Source organism: Pseudomonas sp. LBUM1644 (genome assembly GCF_059716195.1).
Window position 1 is genome coordinate 5,828,863 of the sequence record NZ_CP166812.1, and the last position, 21,590, is coordinate 5,850,452.

Consider the following 21,590-nt stretch of genomic DNA (forward strand, 5'->3'; position numbering starts at 1 on the left):
GCCTTAGAAATCCTTACACAACCTCAGGGCATCGTAGATCGCCGCGTGGGTGTTGCGCTGGGCCACGCAGTCGCCGATGCGGAACAGCAAGTAGCCGTCCCCCGCCTGGCTCAGCGAAGGCTGCGGCTTGATCGCGAACAGGGCTTCGATGTCCATCTGGCCCTTGTTGCGCGACGCTTCCTTCAACGCGTAATAGATTTCTTCGTCAGGACGCACGCCGTTTTCGACCACCACCTGGTCCACCACCCGCTCCTCTTTGGCGCCGGTGTATTCGTTTTCCAGCACCGCCACCAGCTTGTCGCCTTCGCGGTAGACCTTCTCCAGCATCATGTCGCCGGTCATGATCACTTCTTTCGGGTACATGCTGCGGTAGTACGTCGGGAACGATGTACCGCCAATCGCCACGCCCGGCTTGATGTCGTCGGTGACGATCTCGACCTGGCTGCCCTTGTCGGCAAGGAAGTCCGCGGTGGACATCCCGGTGAATTCGCAAATGGTGTCGTAGACCAGCACGTTCTTGCCTGGCGCCACCTTGCCATCGAGGATGTCCCAGCTGCTGACCACCAGGCCTTCAGCCGCGCCCCAGTGTTCGTTCTGCTCCAGGAATGGATGACCGCCAACGGCGAGCACCACCACGTCCGGACGCAGGTCGAGAATGGTCGCCGCATCGGCCGCCACGCCCAGGCGCAAGTCGACTTTCAAACGCGCCAGTTCCAGTTGGAACCAGCGGGTGATACCGGCGATCTGGTCTCGTTGCGGGGCTTTCGAGGCAGTAGTGATCTGCCCGCCGATGAATTCTTTCTTCTCGAACAGGGTCACGTCGTGGCCACGTTCGGCGGAGACGCGAGCCGCTTCCATCCCGGCAGGACCGGCGCCGACCACCACGACTTTGCGCTTCACGCCGGTCGATTTCTCGATGATGTGCGGCACACCCATGTATTCACGAGAGGTCGCGGCGTTCTGGATGCACAACACGTCCAGGCCCTGATACTGACGGTCGATGCAGTAGTTGGCACCGACACACTGTTTGATCTGGTCGACCTGGCCCATTTTGATCTTGGCGATCAGGTGCGGGTCGGCGATGTGGGCGCGGGTCATGCCGACCATGTCGACGTAGCCGCCTTCCAGAATACGGGTCGCCTGGTTTGGGTCCTTGATGTTCTGTGCGTGCAGGATTGGGGCCTTGACCACTTCCTTGATACCGGCAGCCAGGTGCAGGAACGGCTCCGGTGGATAACTCATGTTCGGGATAACGTTGGCCAGGGTGTTGTGGGTGTCGCAACCCGAGCCGACCACGCCGATGAAATCGATCATGCCGGTGTCGTCGTAATACTTGGCGATCTGCTTCATGTCCTCATGGGACAAGCCGTCCGGGTGGAACTCGTCACCACACAGACGGATGCCGACGCAGAAATCCGGGCCGACTTCAGCGCGCACAGCTTTCAGCACTTCGAGGCCGAAACGCATGCGGTTTTCAAAACTGCCGCCCCATTCGTCAGTGCGCTTGTTGACCCGTGGGCTCCAGAACTGGTCGATCATGTGCTGGTGCACCGCCGACAGTTCGACGCCGTCCAGGCCACCGGCCTTCGCACGCGCCGCAGCGCTGGCGTAGTTGCCGATCACCCGCCAGATTTCTTCCGGCTCGATGGTTTTGCAGGTCGCGCGGTGCACCGGCTCACGGATGCCCGACGGCGACAGCAAGGTTGGCCAATGCTCGCCGTCCCAGCGCGAACGTCGGCCCATGTGGGTAATCTGGATCATGATCTTGGCGCCATGTTTGTGCATGGCATCGGCCAGGTTCTGGAAGTGCGGAATGATCCGGTCGTCGGCCAGGTTGACCGATTTCCACCAGCCCTGCGGGCTGTCGATGGCCACGCTGGACGAACCGCCGCAAATCGCCAGGCCGATCCCGCCCTTGGCTTTCTCTTCGTAATACTTGACGTACCGGTCGGTGGTCATGCCGCCGTCGGTCGCGTAGACCTCGGCATGCGCGGTGCTGAGCACACGGTTGCGGATGGTCAGTTTGCCGATCTGGATCGGCTGGAACATTGCTTCGAAAGCCATGGCGGGGTCCTCGACTTACAACGGCTTGACGGTGAACAAACCGTCGTCGTGGCCTTCTTCGGAGCCACCGTAGACTTGCTCGGCAACGGTGCGGATCTTGCTGCCGCGAGCCTGCAGAATCTGGTCCATGGCGCCGGCAAACCAGCCGGTGAACATGTAGTCGACCTTGCGCCCGACCTTGCCGTAGACGTAGACGAACGCCGAGTGTTCGAGCTTGACGCTGGCGGTGCCTTTGTCGAGGTCGATGTCCTGGATCTTGAACAGGCCCCAGCCACGTTGCGACAGGCGCTTCATGTAGTGCTCGAATACCGCGACGCCTTCCAGGCCGTGGCATTCAGCTTCTTTTTCACACCAGTGCCAAGCGGATTTGTAGCCGGCCTTGTAGAGGATCTCGGCGTAGGCTTCGGCGCCCAAAACCTCTTCGATGCCCATGTGGTTGTTGACGAAGAAGTGACGCGGTACATACAGCATCGGCAGGGCGTCGGAGGTCCAGACACCGGTTTCGCTGTCGACTTCGATTGGCAATTGCGGGGCGATCTTGGCCATGGAAACTTAACTCCAGAAAAATTCGTTGTGTTGTCGTGCCGTAGCAGCTGTCGAGCTTGCGAGGCTGCGTTGGGCTGCGAAGCGGCCCCCGAGGGCGGTCCTGCGGACCGCAACGCAGCCTCGTGCCTCGGCAGCTGCTACAGGGTTCGTTTGAAAATGGGCTTACTCGCCCCAGACGTCTTTGAGGACGTTGACCCAGTTCTCGCCCATGATCTTGCGGACCACGCGCTCGGAGTGGCCGCGCTTGAGCAGCGTTTCGGTCAGGTTCGGGAACTCGCCGACAGTGCGGATGCCCAGTGGGTTGATGATCTTGCCGAAGCTGGTCAGGCGGCGGGCATAGCCCTTGTCATGGGTCAGGTATTCGAAGAAGTCCTGGCCATGGCCCTGGGTGAAGTCGGTACCGATGCCGATGGCGTCTTCGCCAACGATGTTCATGGTGTATTCGATGGCTTCGGCGTAGTCGTCGATGGTCGAATCGATGCCCTTGGCCAGGAACGGCGCGAACATGGTCACGCCGACGAAACCGCCGTGATCGGCAATGAACTTCAGTTCTTCATCGGATTTGTTGCGCGGGTGAATTTTCAGGCCCGACGGCAGGCAGTGGGAGTAGCAGACCGGCTTCTTCGATTCGAGGATGACTTCTTCGGACGTCTTCGAGCCGACGTGGGACAGGTCGCACATGACGCCGACCCGGTTCATCTCGGCAACGATTTCACGACCGAAACCCGACAGGCCGCCATCGCGCTCGTAGCAGCCGGTACCGACCAGGTTCTGGGTGTTGTAGCACATCTGCACGATACCGACGCCCAGCTGCTTGAACACCTCGACGTAGCCGATCTGGTCTTCAAAGGCGTGGGCATTCTGGAAGCCGAACAGGATGCCGGTCTTGCCCTGCTCCTTGGCCTTGCGGATATCGGCGGTGGTGCGCACCGGAATCACCAGGTCGCTGTTCTCGCGGATCAGCTTCTGGCTGGCGGCGATGTTGTTGACGGTGGCCTGGAAGCCCTCCCACACCGACACGGTGCAGTTGGCCGCGGTCAGACCGCCCTTGCGCATGTCTTCAAACAGCTCGCGGTTCCACTTGGCGATAATCAGCCCGTCGATAACGATGCTGTCTGCGTGCAATTCGGCTGGGCTCATCAGGCTGTCCCCTATTAGCGATTCATGCGCCGAATCATGTGTCGGCGCTTTGGGGCCAGCATATGCCTGAGGGGCCGGGCAGCCGGGTGCAAAAACGACAGGGGGTTTGCCGAAAGCGTCAATCTGCGACAAAGGGTCGTCGCCGCGTGTGATCGCCCTGCTGTTCAAGGGCCTCGGCTTGGGCCAGAATTCGTCGCATTACTGAAAATGCACTGATTAGAAGGGGCTGCGGCGTAATGAAATCGATCTTCCTGGCTTTGGCACTGATAGCGACCGGCGTACAGGCGGCTGAAGAGTCCGACAACAACCCCTGCGATGCGGTCGAAAACGACGTCCAGACCCTGGAATGCTCGGTCTACAGCAGAACCACCGCCGAAGACCTGCTCAAAGATAACTACAAGGGCCTGACCGAGCGCATGCAAACGGCCTACGGCAAGAACCCGGCGCAACTGGCCGACATCACCGCCAAGCTCAAGACCGCCCAGCAACAGTGGCTGAAGACCCGGGATGCGGATTGCGCGGTTGAGGCGTTTCCAGCGACGAGTGGTAGCAAGGCGTTCACCATTGCGCAGAATGATTGCGTGGCGCGGATGAGTGATGAACGTTCGGAGTTTTTGGAGTCGATTGGGCAGGAGTGAGCCTGAGTTCCCGTCGGAAGCTGGCAGCATCGCTGGCTTTCGCTCCTCAAGAAATGCTGTTTCCTACAAACCTTGCCAACCAAGCCTACAGCGCTCCCAACACCTCGCAGTAGACCCTGTTCGTCGGGCAACATCCCGACATGCATCGTTAATTGGCCGACGTGAAAATATAAGTAAAGATTCGCAAATCTTATAAAAGACTTATATTCTCCCATGAACAGCATTTACTGGACTCGAAAGGCCGTTAAGCAGCTTCTGAAATTGCATTCCGTTCACCAGATCCGGGTTCGTGATGCCGTCACGGTGCTGACTGGCATGCCTGATATAGGCAATGTCAAAGCACTGGTCGGTCATGACTGCGCCTATCGACTTAGAGTGGGTAATTATCGAGTCATGTTCGACTGGGATGGCGCAATCAAAGTGGTCAGTATTCAAGAGGTCAAAAAACGCGATGAACGCACCTACTGACGTTCAAATCATCAACGATGCAGAGGGGAATCCTGCGTTCGTGGTCATTCCATACGCGCAATATGTGGCGCAAAAGGTTGAACCCGATCTGATTCCCCATGAAGTGGTCAGCCGTATTGTCGATGGCGCAACGCCAATTCGCGCCTGGCGCGAACACTTGAACCTTACTCAGGATGAAGTAGCCAAACGCATGGGCATTTCTCAACCAGCCTTCGCCCAGCAAGAAACCGTCGCCAAACCTCGCAAGGCTACCCGCGAGAAAATCGCCGCGGCGTTTGGCATCACGGCCAATCAACTTGAGCTGTAGGCTGCATCCAACCATTTGTGAAAGGCATCGAAATGAAAATCTGCGGCATTGAAATCAAAGGCAGCGAAGCGATCATCGCCGTGGCCTCCCTCGACGGTCAGGTACTGAGCCACGTCGCGTTGAACACCAAGAAAATCGCCCTCGACGACGACGACGAAGCCGCCAACGTCAAAGTCTTTGCCGCGCAGGTTGCGTCGTTTGTGCGCGAGAATTCCATTGATCGAATGGCGATCAAGAAGCGCAGCAAGAAAGGTGAGTTTGCCGGTGGGCCGACTACGTTCAAGATTGAGGGCATTTTTCAGTTGTTGGAGAGTTGCGAAGTCACGCTGCTGTCGCCACAGACCATCAATGCACAGAACAAGAAGTTCGACTTTGAACTGCCGGCCACGCTGAACAAGTATCAGCATGAGGCTTATAAAGCGGCGTGTTCGGCATTGGTGAAGAAGTAAGGCCGTCCGAAGATCAAAAGATCGCAGCCTTCGGCAGCTCCTACAGGGTAATGTGTAGGAGCTGCCGAAGGCTGCGATCTTTTGATCTTCGGCAGCCACCCATCAAACCAGCTCCCTGCCATCCCCAAGCCGACGCCGATCCTCTCGCGGGCACCGCTCAAACCGCGCCCGATAACTGCGGGTGAAATACGACGGCGATTCAAACCCGCAAGCAATGCTCACCTCCAGCACGCTCATGTCCGTCTGCCGCAGCAACTGCCGGGCCTTCTCCAGTCGCAAGCGCAGGTAGAAATTGCTCGGCGTGTCGTTCAGGTGCAAGCGGAACAACCGTTCGAGCTGCCGGCGGGTCACCTTGATCGATTCTGCCAATTCCAAGGTGCTCAGGGGCGGTTCGCTGTGCTGCTCCATCTCGCCAATCACCTGCACCAGTTTCTTGTTGTTGATGCCATACCGACTGGCGACTTCCATGCGCTGGTGGTCTTTGCGCGGGCGGATGCGGCCGAGTACGAATTGCTCGCTGACCTGGATCGCCAGTTCCGGGCCGTGGGCCTGGGCGATGAGGTCGAGCATCAAGTCGATGGAGGCAGTGCCGCCAGCGGATGTGATGCGGCGGCGGTCGATCTCGAACAATTCCTGAGTGACGCTGAGCTGTGGATAAGACTCCTTGAACGCGTCGATGGCTTCCCAGTGCAGGGTCAGGCGATGGCCGTCGAGCAGGCCGGCTTCGGCGAGGACAAAGCTCCCGGTGTCGATGGCGCCGAGGGTCACGCCTTCGTTGTCCAGCCGGCGCAGCCAGTGATCCAGCGCCGGGGTGGCGAATTTCAGCGGCTCGAATCCGGCGACGACCAATAAGGTGGCGCCTTTCTTCAGCGGCTCGAGCGCCGCGTCGGCGTTGACCGACATGCCGTTGCTGGCCAGCACCGCGCCGCCGTCGGCGCTCAGCACATGCCAGCGATACAACTCGCCACGAAAGCGATTGGCGACCCGCAGCGGCTCGATGGCCGAGATGAAACCGATGGCCGAGAAACCCGGCATCAACATGAAGTAGAAATCCTGGGACATGGAGCGCACTCGACTGGCAGGTAACGAGAGGGCGGGCAGCGTGTTGACGTTGATACGCCAGTTGCACGAGGCATTCAAGAGGACAGGTCGCTGCTGTGCAAGAGCTGGTCGCCGCAGTGCGTTTTTACAGGCGCTATGCTGCGTAACTTGGCATAACCGGCGCACGAAGACGACCGGACCCACAATAACGAACTGCCGAGGAAACCTGAGATGAAACGACTGATCAGCAGCTGTGTTCTTGCACTCAGCGGTACCGCTTTCCTGAGCGCCAGTGTCATGGCAGCCGAACCCGCGTCGTGCCAGAACGTGCGCATGGGCGTAGTGAACTGGACCGACGTCATCGCTACCAGTGCCATGACCCAGGTCCTGCTCGATGGCCTCGGCTACAACACCAAACAAACCAGCGCGTCCCAGCAGATCATCTTCGCCGGGATCCGCGACCAGCGCCTGGACCTGTTCCTGGGCTACTGGAACCCGCTGATGACCCAGACCATCACCCCGTTCGTCGATGGCAACCAGGTGAAAGTGCTTCAGGCGCCGAGCCTGAAAGACGCTCGCGCCACCCTCGCGGTGCCGACTTATCTCGCCGACAAGGGCCTGAAAACCTTCGCCGACATCGCCAAGTTCGAAAAAGAACTGGGCGGCAAGATCTACGGCATTGAGCCAGGCTCGGGCGCCAACACCCAGATCAAGGCGATGATCGCCAAGAACCAGTTCGGCCTCGGCAAGTTCCAGTTGGTCGAGTCCAGCGAGGCCGGCATGCTCGCGGCGGTGGATCGTGCCGTTCGACGCAATGAAGCGGTGGTGTTCTTCGGCTGGGCGCCGCACCCAATGAACGTCAACGTGAAGATGACTTACCTCACCGGCAGCGAAGACGCCCTCGGCCCGAACGAAGGCATGGCCACCGTCTGGACGGTGACCGCGCCGAAATACGCCGAACAATGCCCGAACATCGGTCGTCTGCTGAGCAACCTGACCTACACCGCCGAAGACGAGAGCCGGATGATGCAACCGCTGCTCGACCACAAAGACGCCTTCGAATCGGCCAAGCAATGGCTCAAAGACCACCCGCAAGACAAGCAACGCTGGCTCGAAGGCGTGACCACCTTCGATGGCAAACCCGCCGCTGACAATCTGAAACTGACCAGCAAATAAACCCTGATTGAACCACCGATTCGCAGCCCGACCGGGCTGCGAACGGGATCATCACGCCTGCAAGGAACCCGCCTCATGAACCACGACGTCATCATCACCTGCGCACTCACCGGTGCTGGCGACACGACCAGCAAAAGCCCGCACGTGCCGGTCACCCCGAAACAAATTGCCGCCGCCGCCGTGGAAGCCGCGAAGGCCGGCGCCACCGTGGTCCACTGCCATGTGCGTAACCCTGAAACCGGCAAGTTCAGCCGCGACGTGGCGCTGTACCGCGAGGTGATGGAGCGCATCCGCGAAGCCGACGTCGACATCATCGTCAACCTCACCGCCGGCATGGGCGGCGACCTGGAAATCGGCGCGGGCGAGAACCCGATGGAGTTCGGTCCCAACACCGACCTGGTCGGCCCGCTGACCCGCCTGGCCCACGTTGAAGCGCTGCTGCCGGAAATCTGTACCCTCGATTGCGGCACCCTGAACTTTGGTGATGGCGACACCATTTACGTGTCCACCCCGGCGCAGCTGCGGGCTGGCGCCAAACGCATTCAAGAGCTGGGCGTGAAAGCCGAGCTGGAAATTTTCGACACCGGCCACCTGTGGTTTGCCAAACAACTGATCAAGGAAGGCTTGCTTGACGACCCGTTGTTCCAGTTGTGCCTGGGCATCCCATGGGGTGCGCCGGCCGATACCACGACCATGAAAGCCATGGTCGACAACCTGCCGGCCAACGCGGTGTGGGCAGGCTTCGGGATTGGTCGCATGCAGATGCCGATGGCGGCGCAAGCGGTGCTGCTGGGCGGCAACGTACGCGTAGGCCTGGAGGACAACATCTGGCTGGACAAAGGCGTATTGGCAACCAACGGCCAACTGGTTGAACGCGCCTCGGAAATCCTCAGCCGCCTCGGCGCCCGGGTTCTGACACCGGCGGAGGGCCGGGCAAAAATGGGCCTGACCAAGCGCGGCTGACCCACACTAAACCCTGTAGGAGCTGCCGCAGGCTGCGATCTTTTGATCTTGTTTTTAAGAGCAACATCAAAAGATCGCAGCCTGCGGCAGCTCCTACAGGGATCACCGAATTTCTTTAGGAAGTTGCCATGAGCTTTATCACTGAGATCAAAACCTTCGCCGCACTGGGCAGCGGTGTCATTGGCAGCGGCTGGGTATCGCGCGCCCTCGCCCACGGCCTCGACGTGGTGGCCTGGGACCCGGCGCCGGGCGCTGAAGCCGCGCTGCGCAAACGCGTCGCCAATGCCTGGGGCGCGCTGGAGAAACAAGGCCTGGCGCCCGGCGCGTCGCAAGACCGACTGCGCTTTGTCGCGACGATTGAAGAGTGTGTTCGCGACGCGGATTTCATTCAGGAAAGCGCTCCGGAACGCTTGGATCTGAAACTGGAATTGCACAGCAAGATCAGCGCGGCTGCCAAGCCCGATGCGTTGATCGGCTCCAGCACCTCCGGCCTGTTGCCGAGTGAGTTCTACGAGAGTTCGACGCACCCGGAACGCTGCGTGGTCGGGCACCCGTTCAACCCGGTTTACCTGCTGCCGCTGGTGGAAGTGGTGGGTGGCAAGAACACCGCGCCGCAAGCGATTCAAGCGGCAATGAAAGTCTACGAATCCCTGGGGATGCGTCCGCTGCATGTGCGCAAGGAAGTGCCTGGCTTTATCGCTGACCGATTGCTGGAAGCGCTGTGGCGTGAAGCGCTGCACCTGGTTAACGACGGCGTGGCGACCACGGGTGAAATCGACGATGCGATCCGCTTTGGCGCAGGTCTGCGCTGGTCGTTCATGGGAACGTTCTTGACCTACACCCTGGCGGGTGGCGATGCCGGTATGCGGCACTTCATGGCGCAGTTTGGTCCGGCGCTGCAGTTGCCCTGGACTTACTTGCCAGCGCCAGAGCTGACTGACAAATTGATCGATGATGTGGTGGATGGCACCAGCGATCAGTTGGGCAAGCACAGTATTTCGGCGCTGGAGCGCTATCGTGATGATTGCTTGTTGGCGGTGCTGGAGGCAGTGAAAACCACCAAAGAGAAGCATGGGATGGCGTTCAGCGAGTAATGAGTTAGCAGGACCGGCCCCTTCGCGAGCAAGCCCGCTCCCACATTGGTTCTGCGCCGTTCACACATTCAATGTGGGAGCGGGCTTGCTCGCGAAAGCGGCCGTCCAGTCACCACCAAAATCGGAACAAGAACCATGCCCGCCTTAACCACCTACCAAACCAGAATCATCCCAGACTGGGTCGACTACAACGGCCACCTGCGCGACGCCTTCTACCTACTGATTTTCAGCTACGCCACCGACGCCTTGATGGACCGCCTCGGCATGGACAGCAACAACCGCGAAGCCAGTGGCCATTCGCTGTTCACCCTCGAACTGCACCTCAACTACCTGCACGAAGTGAAGCTCGACGCGGATGTAGAAGTACGCACGCAGATCATCGGCAATGACAGCAAACGCCTGCACCTCTATCACAGCCTGCACCTGGTCGGTGATGACAAAGAGCTGGCGGGCAACGAACAAATGCTGCTCCACGTCGACCTCGCGGGACCACACTCCGCACCGTTCAGCGCCGATACCTTGAGCAAACTGCAAGCCATCGCCGCCGAGCAAGCCGACCTGGCTGCCCCCGCGTACATTGGCCGAGTGATCGCGTTACCCCCAAAAAAATAACAAGGAGATCGCCATGAACACCGCTGCCGCTTTTGCCGACTTCCGTACGTACCCGTTGATCAGCGCGTTGACCGCCGTGCAAACCCTGGCGGACCGAATTCACGTGCAGTGGGCCGACGGTCGCGCCAGCCCGTTCCATCACCAGTGGTTGCGAGACAACTGCCCCTGCCCGCAATGCGTCTACACCGTGACACGCGAGCAAGTGCTGGAAATCGTCGATGTGGCAGAGGACCTGACGGCTGCACAGGCCAATGTCGATGCCGAAGGTTGCCTGTGCGTCGGTTGGCAGGATGGCCACGTGAGCCGCTTCGATCCGGGCTGGTTGCGGGCTCATGCTTATGACGACGAGTCCCGGGCCGAGCGCCAGGCCGGCAAGCCACAATCAAGACTTTGGCGAAACGATTTGCAACTACCGGTGTTCGACTACCAGGCATTGATGACTGATAACGACGCCTTGCTGCAATGGCTGCTGGCCGTGCGCGATATCGGGTTGACGCAAGTCCGTGGCGTGCCCACGGAGCCCGGCTCCTTGAAGTTGATCGCCCAGCGGATTTCTTTCATTCGCGAGAGCAACTTTGGCGTGTTGTTCAACGTGCAATCCAAGGCGGATGCCGACAGCAACGCCTACACCGCCTTCAACTTGCCGTTGCACAGCGACTTGCCGACCCGCGAGTTGCAACCGGGGCTGCAATTCCTGCATTGCCTGGTCAATGATGCCGACGGTGGCGAGAGTATTTTCGTCGACGGTTTTGCGATCGCCGAAGCGTTGCGCGAGGAAGATCCCGAGTCGTTCAAAAGCCTCTGCGAGATCCCCGTGGAGTTCCGCAATAAGGATCGTCACAGCGACTACCGCTGCCTCGCGCCGATCATCGCCCTGGATGCGCGGGGGCAAGTGTCGGAAATCCGCATGGCGAACTTTTTGCGCGGCCCGTTCGATGCCTCCGTGGAGCAGATGCCCAAGCTGTATCGCGCCTACCGCCGCTTCATCGCGATGACGCGCGAGGCGCGTTTCCGGGTAATGACGCGGCTCAATCCCGGTGAGCTGTGGTGCTTTGATAATCGCCGGACCTTGCATGCCCGCAATGCGTTCGACCCGGCCAGCGGGGCCCGGCATTTTCAGGGTTGCTATGTCGACCGTGATGAATTGTTGTCGCGGATATTGGTGTTGCAGCGTTAGACCGCGTCATCGTTCTTCGCGGGCAAGCCCGCCCCCACAGTGACCGCGTTCTCTCAGAATAAATGCGGTCGAATGTGGGAGCGGGCTTGCTCGCGAATGCGTCAGCCAACACACCTCATATTTACCTGATTCACAGGCAAAAAAAACCCCGATCAAGCCGTGACAGGATCGGAGCTGAGGAGGGTACCGTTGAGGAGCCGTTGCCCGAGGGTGACCAAACCTTCGTGAAGCCAGCTGAATCCAGTGTGCCCACTCTCCCCTCTCGCAAGTTAGCCGAAAACGACCTGTTCATAGGTATTGCGGCCATTGCGACAAATCGTCCTTGCCGCCACTCCAAGCCCCTACGAGAATCGAGCCACGACACCGTTCCCTGTAGAAGGATTGCGTCATGATGTACGCCGATTTGATTGACCAGGAAGACCTGTTGGGCCAGCTGAAGTCGCTGGGTTTTCAAGTGCCGAGCGGCGCCACGGCCGAGCAGGCTTGCGAGTGTGCGGTAAGGGGCTTGAACGATGAACGGGCGATAGTGCTGCGGACCATGGTCAAGCAGATGTACACCAGCAGCGCGACCATTTTACCGGCGGTGCGCCAGGCTATTGATAGGCAGTTGCTGCCTGCTTTGGCGGAATATCAGCAGAGCCGTAGCGCCTGACCGAAGATCAAAAGATCGCAGCCTTCGGCAGCTCCTACACCGATCCCTGTAGGAGCTGCCGCAGGCTGCGATCTTTTCGGTTTAAAGCCTTACGCTGGCAAACGTCGACTCGTTGCGCGCCTGACTCAACGCCGACAACGGCCCGGACAACGGCGACAGCACCAGCGCTTGCGGCAACGGCATCATGGCAACCTGCTGAGTGGTGTTGGAACCCACACGCTCGTCACGCGGTGGAATACCGAAGTATTCGCGGTAGCACTTGGAGAAGTGCGGCGTGGACACAAAGCCACAGACCGACGCCACTTCGATGATCGACATCGGCGTCTGCTTGAGCAGCTGCCGCGCACGGATCAAGCGCAGTTTCAGGTAGTAACGCGACGGCGAGCAATGCAGGTACTTCTGGAACAGCCGCTCCAACTGACGACGGGACACGGCGACGTAAACCGCGAGTTCGTCGAGGTCGATCGGCTCTTCCAGGTTGGCTTCCATCAGCGCGACGATTTCCTGCAATTTCGGCTGGTTGGTACCGAGCATGTGCTTGAGCGGCACACGTTGGTGATCCTGCTCGTTACGGATGCGCTCGTAGACGAACATTTCCGAGATCGCGGCCGACAGTTCACGGCCGTGATCGCGGCTGATCAGGTGCAGCATCATGTCCAGCGGCGCGGTGCCGCCGGAGCTGGTGAAACGGTTACGGTCGAGGGTGAACAGGCGCGTGCTCATGGCCACACGGGGGAAGGCTTCCTGCATCGAGGCCAGGCATTCCCAGTGCACGCTGCAATCGAAACCATCCAGCAGGCCGGCGCAAGCCAGGGCCCAGCTGCCGGTGCAGACCGCGCCGAGACGACGGGACTGACGCGCCTGGCTTTGCAGCCATGAAACGTGTTCGCGGGTCACGGTGCGCTGAATGCCGATACCACCGCAGACAATGACGGTGTCCAGGGCTGGCGCTTTGTGCATGGAGCAGTCGGGGGTGATCTGCAGGCCATCACTGGCCCAGACCTGACCGCCATCGACGGTGAGCGTGGTCCAGCGATACAGCTCGCGGCCGGACAATTGGTTGGCCATGCGCAGGGGTTCTACGGCGGAGGCCAGAGAAATCAGCGTGAAATTGTCCAACAGCAAAAAGCCGATGGATTGGGGCGCACGGTTCTGGGGTTGGGCCCCGGAGTTGAACGTCGTCATCGCGGTATCTCCTCACACAAAGCGGGTGATGGCCTCAGGCGGAGGCTCTTGTTATTGCCATCGTTCTCGCGTGGGAGACGGGCTTTTTAATGACAGAGCAATTGCCATGCCTAAACTTGAATGCGCGTTCAATAACTCCTGAAAACGACGTCGGAATGTGTCTGGATATGATGCGCGCAGAGGGTGGAATTCAAGTGCCATCAAGGCAACAAGCGCACTGCCCCGTTGCGTGTGAGCAAATCGGTAGCACTTGTGGGAACAGGGCTGCGGCGCCCACGGAAAGAGTGTCACCGCAAGCACGGGAGACGGACGGTCGGGGCTCAGTTGGATCCCGGACCGTGGGTTAGTCGCTTACCTGTAAGCGACGCGCCAAAAGGTGGCGTGTTTTAAATCTGGTGTTCACTTAGCGCGCAGTTTTGACTGGTCTGGTGTGGCGAATGAGATCTCTGTGGCGAGGGGGCTTGCCCCCGTTGGGTCGCGCAGCGGCCCTGAAATTTCTACGACTGCTGCTCAGCCGAACGGGGGCAAGCCCCCTCGCCACAGGGGCAACCCGGTCTCAACACTCCACCGCGCTGACAGCCAACCCACCCCGCGAGGTCTCTTTATATTTGTCATGCATGTCCGCGCCGGTGTCACGCATGGTACGGATCACCCGGTCCAAGGAGATAAAATGCTGACCGTCCCCGCGCAACGCCATCTGCGCCGCATTGATCGCTTTCACCGCCGCAATTGCATTGCGCTCGATGCACGGCACTTGCACCAGCCCGCCCACCGGGTCGCAGGTCAGGCCGAGGTTATGTTCCAGGCCGATTTCCGCCGCGTTGCACAACTGCTCCGGCGTGGCGCCCAGGATCTCCGCCAGCCCCGCCGCCGCCATCGCACAGGCCGAACCGACTTCACCCTGGCAACCGACTTCAGCACCGGAGATCGAAGCGTTTTTCTTGCACAGAATCCCCACCGCTGCCGCACTGAGGAAATAGTCGACCACGTTGGCGTCAGTCACCGCCTCGCTGAACTTCATAAAGTAGTGCAGCACCGCCGGAATAATCCCCGCCGCGCCGTTGGTCGGCGCCGTGACCATGCGCCCGCCGGCCGCATTTTCTTCGTTGACTGCCAGGGCGAACAGGTTGACCCATTCCATCGCGCTCAATGTCGAGCCGATCACGTTGGGTTTTCCCAGTTCCTGCAGGCTGCGGTGCAACTTGGCCGCACGACGGCGCACATTCAGGCCGCCGGGCAGGATGCCCTCATGTTTAAGGCCTTGCTCGACGCAATCCTGCATGGCGCGCCAGAGTTTCATCAGCCCGCTGCGGATTTCCTCTTCGCTGCGCCAGACCCGCTCGTTGGCCATCATCAATTCGGCCACACGCAGGTTGTGCTGTTTGCAGAGGCTGAGCAGTTCGACCGCGCTGGAGAAGTCATAAGGCAATTCGGTGCGATCCAGGTCGACCACGCCGCTTGAAGCTTGCGCCTCATCCACGACGAAACCGCCGCCAATGGAATAGTAGGTGTCGCGATGCAGCTCGCCGTCATCGCCTTCGACGATCAGGGTCATGGCGTTGGGGTGGAACGGCAGGTTCTCGTCGATCAGGCGCATGTCCCGAGCCCAGATGAACGGGACCGATAAACGACCGTCGAGCAACAGCATGTGGGTTTCACGCAGGGTTTCAATGCGAATGCCGATTTGCGACGGGTCGATCGCGTCCGGCCACTCGCCCATCAGGCCCATGATTACCGCGTTGTCGCTGCCGTGACCGATGCCGGTGGCCGACAACGAACCATAAAGCTGAACTTCGATGCGCCGCACTTGTTCCAAAAGACCTTGTTCACGCAATCCCTGTACGAACAGCGCCGCGGCACGCATGGGCCCTACGGTGTGCGAACTGGAAGGGCCGATGCCGATTTTGAACAGGTCGAAAACGCTGATAGCCATTACTGCCGAACTCCTGGATGAGCCAACTCCGGGCGCAAAAGCGCCCGGTGACGGAGCTGCTACGCTCAAGCTGCAATCCGTCGATATGGCTGCATCATCAGGCTTTTACCGTGTCGTTCGACGTCTGGTACCGACGCACTCTTGTCCACCAACGCCGCGCGCGTTTTACGTAGCGTTTTCGCCGTTTTTTTGCGGCTCAGAGGGGTAAAGGGGGCTTAAAAAATCTGTAAACGACGTCACCGACACTGGATGCGACCATCCCTGTACTGGTTACGACGCACCCTGTAGGCGTCAGATTTTCACTGGTACATGATCATATCGACTCGATTGCAAGGCGCCGTGGTAAAGCTGTCTCCAAAACGCCATCCAACCGCAACCTATAAGTGCGGTGGTCCAGTCGGAACACTGCCAAAAAAAACACCAAGGAGTCCATCCATGAAAGGTTCCCCGTCGTTGTTGTTGGCCGCCATGCTGAGTCTGCCGTTACTGGCTCAAGCAGCAGAACCCGCTCAGTGCAGCACCGTAAACTTCTCTGATGTCGGCTGGACCGACATCACTGCGACAACCGCCACCACCAGCGTCGTGCTCGACGCCCTGGGCTACAAGACCAAAACCACGATGATTTCCGTGCCGGTGACCTACAAGTCCCTGGCCGACGGCAAGAACATGGACATCTTCCTGGGTAACTGGATGCCGACCATGGAAAACGACATCAAGGCGTACCGTGATGCCGGCACCGTTGACGTCGTGCGCACCAACCTCACCGGCGCCAAATACACCCTCGCCGTGCCGCAAGCGCTGTACGACAAAGGGCTGCATGACTTCGCCGACATCGCCAAATTCAAGAAGGAACTGGACGGCAAGATCTACGGCATCGAGCCAGGCAACGATGGCAACCGCCTGATCCAGACCATGATCGACAAAAACGCTTTCGGTCTCAAAGACGCCGGTTTCAAAGTCGTTGAGTCCAGCGAAGCGGGCATGCTGTCGCAAGTCGACCGCGCCCAGAAACGCGATACCGCCGTGGTATTCCTCGGCTGGGCACCGCACCCGATGAACAAACGTTTCAAAATCCAGTACCTGACCGGGGGCGACGATTTCTTCGGCCCTGATTTCGGTGCCGCCACCGTTGCGACCAACACCCGCAAGGGGTATACCCAAGAGTGCAGCAACGTAGGCCAACTGCTGAAAAACCTCGAATTCAACGTCGACATGGAAAGCTCGCTGATGGGCAACATCCTGGACGACAAGATGAAGCCTGACGCGGCCGCCAAGGCCTGGCTGAAAAAGAATCCACAGGTCCTCGATACCTGGCTCGCTGGCGTGACCACCATTGACGGTAAACCAGGCCTGGAGGCCGTGAAAGCCAAGCTCGCGCAGTAAATCGCTTACGCCGGGCGAGTTCGCTCGCCCGGGCTGTTTATTCCTTGCATGCGGACGTTCACTACCATGCTGATTGATCAGAAAATACCCTTAGGCCAGTACATTGCGGGCTTCGTTGAATGGCTGACGCAACACGGCGCCAGCACCTTCGACGCAATCGCCGTGACACTGGAAACGATGATCCACGGCGTGACGTTTGCGCTGACCTGGTTCAACCCGCTGGCATTGATCGGCCTCATCGCGCTACTGGCACACTTCATTCAACGCAAATGGGGCCTGACCGTTTTCGTCATCGCCTCCTTCCTGCTGATCCTCAACCTGGGGTACTGGCAGGAAACCATGGAAACCCTCGCCCAGGTGTTGTTCGCCACCCTGGTCTGCGTGGTCATCGGCGTGCCGTTGGGCATCGTCGCCGCGCACAAACCGATGTTCTACACACTGATGCGTCCGGTGCTCGATCTCATGCAGACCGTGCCGACCTTCGTGTACCTCATTCCTACCCTGACCCTCTTCGGTCTGGGTGTGGTCCCGGGCCTGATCTCCACGGTGGTGTTCGCGATTGCCGCGCCTATCCGCCTGACCTACCTGGGTATCCGCGATGTGCCCGCAGAATTGATGGACGCCGGTAAAGCCTTTGGCTGTTCGCGCCGCCAGCTGCTCTCGCGCATCGAATTGCCCCACGCCATGCCAAGCATCGCGGCCGGTATTACCCAGTGCATCATGCTGTCGTTGTCGATGGTGGTGATCGCGGCACTGGTGGGCGCCGACGGCCTGGGCAAACCCGTGGTCAACGCACTGAACACTGCTGATATCGCCCTGGGCTTCGAAGCCGGCCTGGCGATCGTACTGCTGGCGATCATGCTCGACCGTATCTGCAAACAACCCGACGCCAAAGTAGGGGGTGACGCATGAGCATTATTCGGTTCGAAGACGTCGACGTAGTCTTTTCAAAAGACCCGCGCGAGGCGCTCAAACTCCTTGACCAGGGCATGACCCGCGACCAGATCCTGAAAAAGACCGGGCAGATCGTCGGTGTTGAAAAGGCCAGCCTGGACGTCGAGAAAGGCGAAATCTGCGTCCTGATGGGCCTGTCCGGTTCCGGCAAATCCAGCTTGCTGCGTTGCATTAACGGCCTCAACACCGTGAGCCGTGGCAAGTTGTTCGTCGAGCACGAAGGCAAGCAGATCGACATCGCTTCCTGCACCCCGGCAGAACTGAAAATGATGCGCACCAAGCGCATCGCGATGGTGTTCCAGAAGTTCGCCCTGATGCCTTGGTTGACCGTGCGCGAAAACATCAGCTTCGGCCTGGAAATGCAGGGTCGCCCAGAGAAAGAACGGAAAAAACTGGTTGACGAAAAGCTTGAGCTGGTGGGCCTGACCCAGTGGCGTAACAAGAAACCCGATGAACTTTCCGGCGGTATGCAACAGCGTGTGGGCCTGGCTCGGGCACTGGCAATGGACGCTGACATTCTGCTGATGGACGAACCGTTCTCGGCACTCGACCCGTTGATCCGCCAAGGCCTGCAAGACGAGTTGCTGGAACTGCAGAGCAAGCTCAGCAAAACCATCGTCTTCGTCAGCCACGACCTCGATGAAGCCCTGAAGCTCGGCAGCCGCATCGCGATCATGAAAGACGGCCGGATCATTCAGTACAGCAAGCCCGAAGAAATCGTCCTGAACCCTGCAGACGACTACGTGCGCACGTTCGTTGCCCACACCAATCCGCTGAACGTTCTGTGCGGTCGCAGCCTGATGCGCACGCTCGACAACTGCAAGCGCATCAACGGGTCGGTCTGCCTCGATCCGGGTGGCGATTCGTGGCTGGACCTGGCCGAAGGCAACACCATCAAGGGCGCACGCCAGAACGGCGCGAGCCTGGACCTGCAGAACTGGATCCCGGGGCAGGCGGTTGAAGGCCTGGGACGTCGGCCAACGCTGGTGGACTCCAACATCGGCATGCGCGATGCACTGCAGATTCGTTATCACACCGGCAACAAACTGGTGCTGCACGACAACAACAAAGTGGTCGGGATTCTCGGCGACAGCGAGCTGTATCACGCGCTGCTCGGCAAGAACCTGGGGTAAGGCAGCAGACACAAAAACGCCGCGAGAGGATCGCGGCGTTTTTGTTAGTGCTGATATTCAACTGTAAACACGGACTACTGTGGCAAGGGGATTCTGTGGTGAGGGGATTTCTATGGTAAGGGGATTTCTTTGGTCAGGGGATTTCTGTGGCGAGGGGATTTATCCCCGTTGGGTCGCGAAGCGGCCCAAAACTAGTCACCGAGGTACATCAGATGAATCGCGCTGGCCGGTTTTACGACTGCTGCGCAGCCGAACGGGGATAAATCCCCTCGCCACAGAAATCCCCTGACCACAAAAATCCCCCTCACCACAGAATTCCCTCACCACAGAAATCCCCTTACCACAGTGGATCTGCGGTGCAGCAACTTGCACCGCATCACCTCAAGTCTCAGCTATAGACACGGCCAAGGAGCTGCCGATGGCTTTCAAACTGATCGAGCACGTCACGGGTGATCTGATCCTGAGTGAAACCCATCAAGTCGTAATCCTGGCTGCCATTGTGCAGGTAGACCTCGGCGCGGTAGTAGCGTGCGCGGGGTTCATCGGCACTTTCAGCCGACACCGTGTCGGTCGCCGCGGCCAGATAACCATCCAGGCTCACTTCGTAGACAAACGGGTTGCCCTCCTCCCTGTCGATCCGCAGCCCCATGCAACGCTTCGATTTGCCCAACAACGTTTGTACGTCCAGGCCCTGAGCGCGCAATTGCGCCGCCGCCTCTTCCAGCGCCGGGCTGACTTGCTTGTCCATGAAGCGCTGAACAATCGACTGGTTCGGTTGCAGGTCCAACTGAGTCAAACGCTCGCTGAAGCCACGACGACCGCGCGCCGCCAGCTCCGCTTGCTCCTGTTCGATCTGCACGTCCTGGCGCATCGCCTTGTGCAAGCCGAACATGAAGAACACCAGCACCACCGAGAACGGCAAACCGGCCAGCACCACCATGGTTTGCATGGCTTCGAAGTTGCCGGCGAACAGCAGACCGATGGTGACCAGCGTGATCACCGCCGACCAGAAAATCCGCAGCCAGTTCGGCGCATCTTCGTCAACGTTACCGCCCTTGCACGAAAGGTTGGCCATCATCACCGCGCCGGAATCCGCCGGGGTCAGGAACAGCACGAAACCGACAAAGATCGATACGCCAATCACCACCTTCGACGCCGGGTAATGCTCAAGCAATTGGTAGATCGCCATGGACGGCTGCTCCAGCGCCGTCTTCCCGAGTTCCACCGCTCCGTGGTTCATCACCAGGTCCAAAGCCGAGTTACCGAAGATCGACAGCCACGCCAGGGTGAAACCCAACGGGATCAGCAGCACGCCGGCCACCAGTTCACGCACCGTGCGACCACGGGAAATACGCGCGATGAACATGCCCACGAATGGCGCCCAGGAAATCCACCAGGCCCAGTAGAACAGGGTCCACAGACCCAGCCAGCGGTCGGACTTCTCACTGTCCCCTTCGTAGACATAGAGGTCGAAGGTCTTCAGGACGACACCGTTCAGGTAGTCACCGACGTTCTGCACGAAGCCGTTGAGCAAATGCAGGGTCGGGCCGAACAGCAGCACGAAAATCAACAGGCCGCTGAACAACACGATGTTCAGGTTGGACAGGCGACGAATGCCGTTTTCCACGCCGGACACGGCCGCGATGGTCGCGACAGTGCTCATCACGATGATCACGATCAGCAGGTTGGTGTTGCTGTGTTGCATGCCGAACAGGTTTTCCAGCCCGGACGACACTTGCAGCGAACCAATCCCCAGGTTCGTCACCAGGCCCAGCAGGGTCACGAACATGCCGAAGCCGTCCACTGCATGACCGGCCGCGCCTTTGACCCAGCGCTCGCCCACCAGTGGATACAGCGCCGAACGCAACGCCAGCGGCTGGTTATGACGATAAGCAAAGTACGCCACGGCCAGACCGACCAGTGCGTAAATCGCCCAGCCGTGCAGGCCCCAGTGCAGGAACGTCAACTGCACCGCCTGCCGCGCCGCCATGTTGCTGGCGGCGACGCCTTCCGGCGGATTGAAGTAGTGGTCCAGCGGCTCGGAAGCGCCGAAGTACAGAAGCGAAATGCCGATACCCGACGAGAACAGCATCCCCGCCCAGGCGCCGTAGCTGAAGTCCGGGGTGTCGTCCTTGCTGCCCAGCTTGAGTTTGCCGTACGACGAAAACGCCAGGCCGACGACAAAGACCAGGTAGGCGGCAATCACCACCATGTAGTACCAGCCGAAGCTGCGGGACAGCCAGGCCTGGGCAATACCAAGCAATCTGCCCGCCTCTTGCGGGGCGATGATCAGAATGGCGGTCAGCAACAGAATCAACGCGGTAGAGGTGTAGAACACCCAACCGTTGACCGTCACCTTCTCGGGTGGGGTCTTTATAAGAGAAGCAGAACTCATGGCACAGATGCTCCGGGCAGTGCGGGAGAAGAACACAAGGCAACGCGATACCCGACCAATCGGTTAGTTGGCAGCCGACCGGCGGGTGATATAAAGACACCCCGAAAAAAGCCCGAAGCCCTTGAAGCGCCGAGGCGTATGGGTTTCGAGCAGTTTTGGACGTCGGATTTTCGCCATTTGGTTATAGGAAAAATCTGAAAATAGCGACGATTTGTCGCAGATCTTATTCTTTGTTGATTGAACGTTCAATCAAAACAAAATAGACTGGCCTTCAATCCGA

Annotated in this window: 20 protein-coding genes; 13 read left to right on the top strand and 7 right to left on the bottom strand. The window is 59.4% G+C overall.

Going from position 1 to position 21,590, the window contains the following annotated elements:
- Positions 1–3: 3 nt before the first annotated feature.
- The 3 genes from dgcA to ACA052_RS26800 form a co-directional block, all read right to left on the bottom strand.
- Entirely contained in the window at positions 4–2,064 is a 2,061-nt protein-coding gene (gene dgcA / locus ACA052_RS26790; RefSeq protein ID WP_497647494.1) for a dimethylglycine demethylation protein DgcA, read from the bottom strand.
- A gap of 15 nt (positions 2,065–2,079) precedes the next feature.
- On the bottom strand, positions 2,080–2,610 hold the full coding sequence (locus tag ACA052_RS26795; protein ID WP_007947752.1) for a DUF5943 domain-containing protein: 531 nt from the start codon (positions 2,608–2,610) through the stop codon (positions 2,080–2,082).
- 162 nt (positions 2,611–2,772) lie between these two features.
- On the bottom strand, positions 2,773–3,750 hold the full coding sequence (locus ACA052_RS26800; protein WP_008033250.1) for a dipeptidase: 978 nt from the start codon (positions 3,748–3,750) through the stop codon (positions 2,773–2,775).
- Between the two features lie 236 nt (positions 3,751–3,986).
- Here ACA052_RS26800 and ACA052_RS26805 point away from each other — a divergent pair, with 236 nt between their 5' ends.
- The 4 genes from ACA052_RS26805 to ACA052_RS26820 all read left to right on the top strand — a co-directional run bounded on the left by ACA052_RS26805 (position 3,987) and on the right by ACA052_RS26820 (position 5,612).
- Complete coding sequence (locus tag ACA052_RS26805; protein WP_497647495.1) at positions 3,987–4,388, top strand: lysozyme inhibitor LprI family protein; 402 nt, start codon at positions 3,987–3,989, stop codon at positions 4,386–4,388.
- Positions 4,389–4,601: 213 nt separating this feature from the next.
- A complete protein-coding gene (locus ACA052_RS26810) occupies positions 4,602–4,856 on the top strand; it encodes a type II toxin-antitoxin system RelE family toxin (RefSeq protein ID WP_497647496.1) in 255 nt (84 codons plus the stop codon).
- Positions 4,840–5,163: a helix-turn-helix domain-containing protein gene (locus ACA052_RS26815; RefSeq protein ID WP_497647497.1), complete on the top strand. Its 324-nt coding sequence runs from the start codon at positions 4,840–4,842 to the stop codon at positions 5,161–5,163. Before ACA052_RS26810 ends, ACA052_RS26815 begins: the two co-directional genes overlap by 17 nt.
- A 32-nt stretch (positions 5,164–5,195) precedes the next feature.
- Entirely contained in the window at positions 5,196–5,612 is a 417-nt protein-coding gene (locus tag ACA052_RS26820) for a DUF3010 family protein (protein ID WP_497647498.1), read from the top strand.
- 102 nt (positions 5,613–5,714) lie between these two features.
- On the opposite strand, the gene ACA052_RS26825 is transcribed toward ACA052_RS26820, so the two are convergent.
- The gene (locus ACA052_RS26825; protein ID WP_497647499.1) at positions 5,715–6,674 is read right to left on the bottom strand and encodes a GlxA family transcriptional regulator; all 960 of its coding nucleotides are present in this window, start codon (positions 6,672–6,674) and stop codon (positions 5,715–5,717) included.
- A gap of 210 nt (positions 6,675–6,884) precedes the next feature.
- On the opposite strand from ACA052_RS26825, the gene choX reads away from it, so the two are divergent.
- The 6 genes from choX to ACA052_RS26855 all read left to right on the top strand — a co-directional run bounded on the left by choX (position 6,885) and on the right by ACA052_RS26855 (position 12,327).
- Complete coding sequence (gene choX, locus ACA052_RS26830; protein WP_497647500.1) at positions 6,885–7,829, top strand: choline ABC transporter substrate-binding protein; 945 nt, start codon at positions 6,885–6,887, stop codon at positions 7,827–7,829.
- Between the two features lie 75 nt (positions 7,830–7,904).
- Positions 7,905–8,792 carry a 3-dehydrocarnitine:acetyl-CoA trimethylamine transferase CdhC gene (cdhC, locus tag ACA052_RS26835; protein ID WP_008151915.1) on the top strand — a complete coding sequence of 296 codons (888 nt, stop codon included), beginning with the start codon at positions 7,905–7,907 and terminating at the stop codon, positions 8,790–8,792.
- A gap of 128 nt (positions 8,793–8,920) precedes the next feature.
- Positions 8,921–9,886 (top strand): L-carnitine dehydrogenase, encoded by a 966-nt coding sequence (locus ACA052_RS26840; RefSeq protein WP_497647501.1) that lies wholly within the window; start codon positions 8,921–8,923, stop codon positions 9,884–9,886.
- A 135-nt stretch (positions 9,887–10,021) separates the two neighbouring features.
- The gene (locus tag ACA052_RS26845) at positions 10,022–10,498 is read left to right on the top strand and encodes a thioesterase family protein (protein WP_497647502.1); all 477 of its coding nucleotides are present in this window, start codon (positions 10,022–10,024) and stop codon (positions 10,496–10,498) included.
- Positions 10,499–10,511: 13 nt separating this feature from the next.
- Entirely contained in the window at positions 10,512–11,675 is a 1,164-nt protein-coding gene (locus ACA052_RS26850) for a gamma-butyrobetaine dioxygenase (protein WP_497647503.1), read from the top strand.
- 388 nt (positions 11,676–12,063) lie between these two features.
- Positions 12,064–12,327, top strand: coding sequence for a hypothetical protein (locus ACA052_RS26855; protein WP_438658983.1), 264 nt, complete (start codon positions 12,064–12,066; stop codon positions 12,325–12,327).
- Positions 12,328–12,408: 81 nt separating this feature from the next.
- On the opposite strand, the gene gbdR is transcribed toward ACA052_RS26855, so the two are convergent.
- Together gbdR and ACA052_RS26865 are read right to left on the bottom strand one after the other, a co-directional pair.
- Complete coding sequence (gbdR, locus tag ACA052_RS26860; RefSeq protein ID WP_497647504.1) at positions 12,409–13,512, bottom strand: choline metabolism transcriptional regulator GbdR; 1,104 nt, start codon at positions 13,510–13,512, stop codon at positions 12,409–12,411.
- A 556-nt stretch (positions 13,513–14,068) separates the two neighbouring features.
- The gene (locus tag ACA052_RS26865) at positions 14,069–15,445 is read right to left on the bottom strand and encodes an L-serine ammonia-lyase (RefSeq protein ID WP_497647505.1); all 1,377 of its coding nucleotides are present in this window, start codon (positions 15,443–15,445) and stop codon (positions 14,069–14,071) included.
- Between the two features lie 435 nt (positions 15,446–15,880).
- Between ACA052_RS26865 and ACA052_RS26870 the strand changes: the two genes are divergently transcribed.
- From ACA052_RS26870 to choV, 3 genes are all read left to right on the top strand, one after another.
- Positions 15,881–16,828: a choline ABC transporter substrate-binding protein gene (locus tag ACA052_RS26870; protein WP_497647506.1), complete on the top strand. Its 948-nt coding sequence runs from the start codon at positions 15,881–15,883 to the stop codon at positions 16,826–16,828.
- Between the two features lie 66 nt (positions 16,829–16,894).
- A complete protein-coding gene (gene choW, locus ACA052_RS26875; RefSeq protein ID WP_169372735.1) occupies positions 16,895–17,740 on the top strand; it encodes a choline ABC transporter permease subunit in 846 nt (281 codons plus the stop codon).
- Entirely contained in the window at positions 17,737–18,915 is a 1,179-nt protein-coding gene (choV, locus tag ACA052_RS26880) for a choline ABC transporter ATP-binding protein (RefSeq protein ID WP_497647507.1), read from the top strand. Before choW ends, choV begins: the two co-directional genes overlap by 4 nt.
- A 388-nt stretch (positions 18,916–19,303) precedes the next feature.
- On the opposite strand, the gene ACA052_RS26885 is transcribed toward choV, so the two are convergent.
- A complete protein-coding gene (locus ACA052_RS26885) occupies positions 19,304–21,253 on the bottom strand; it encodes a BCCT family transporter (protein ID WP_497650405.1) in 1,950 nt (649 codons plus the stop codon).
- Positions 21,254–21,590 lie beyond the last annotated feature (337 nt).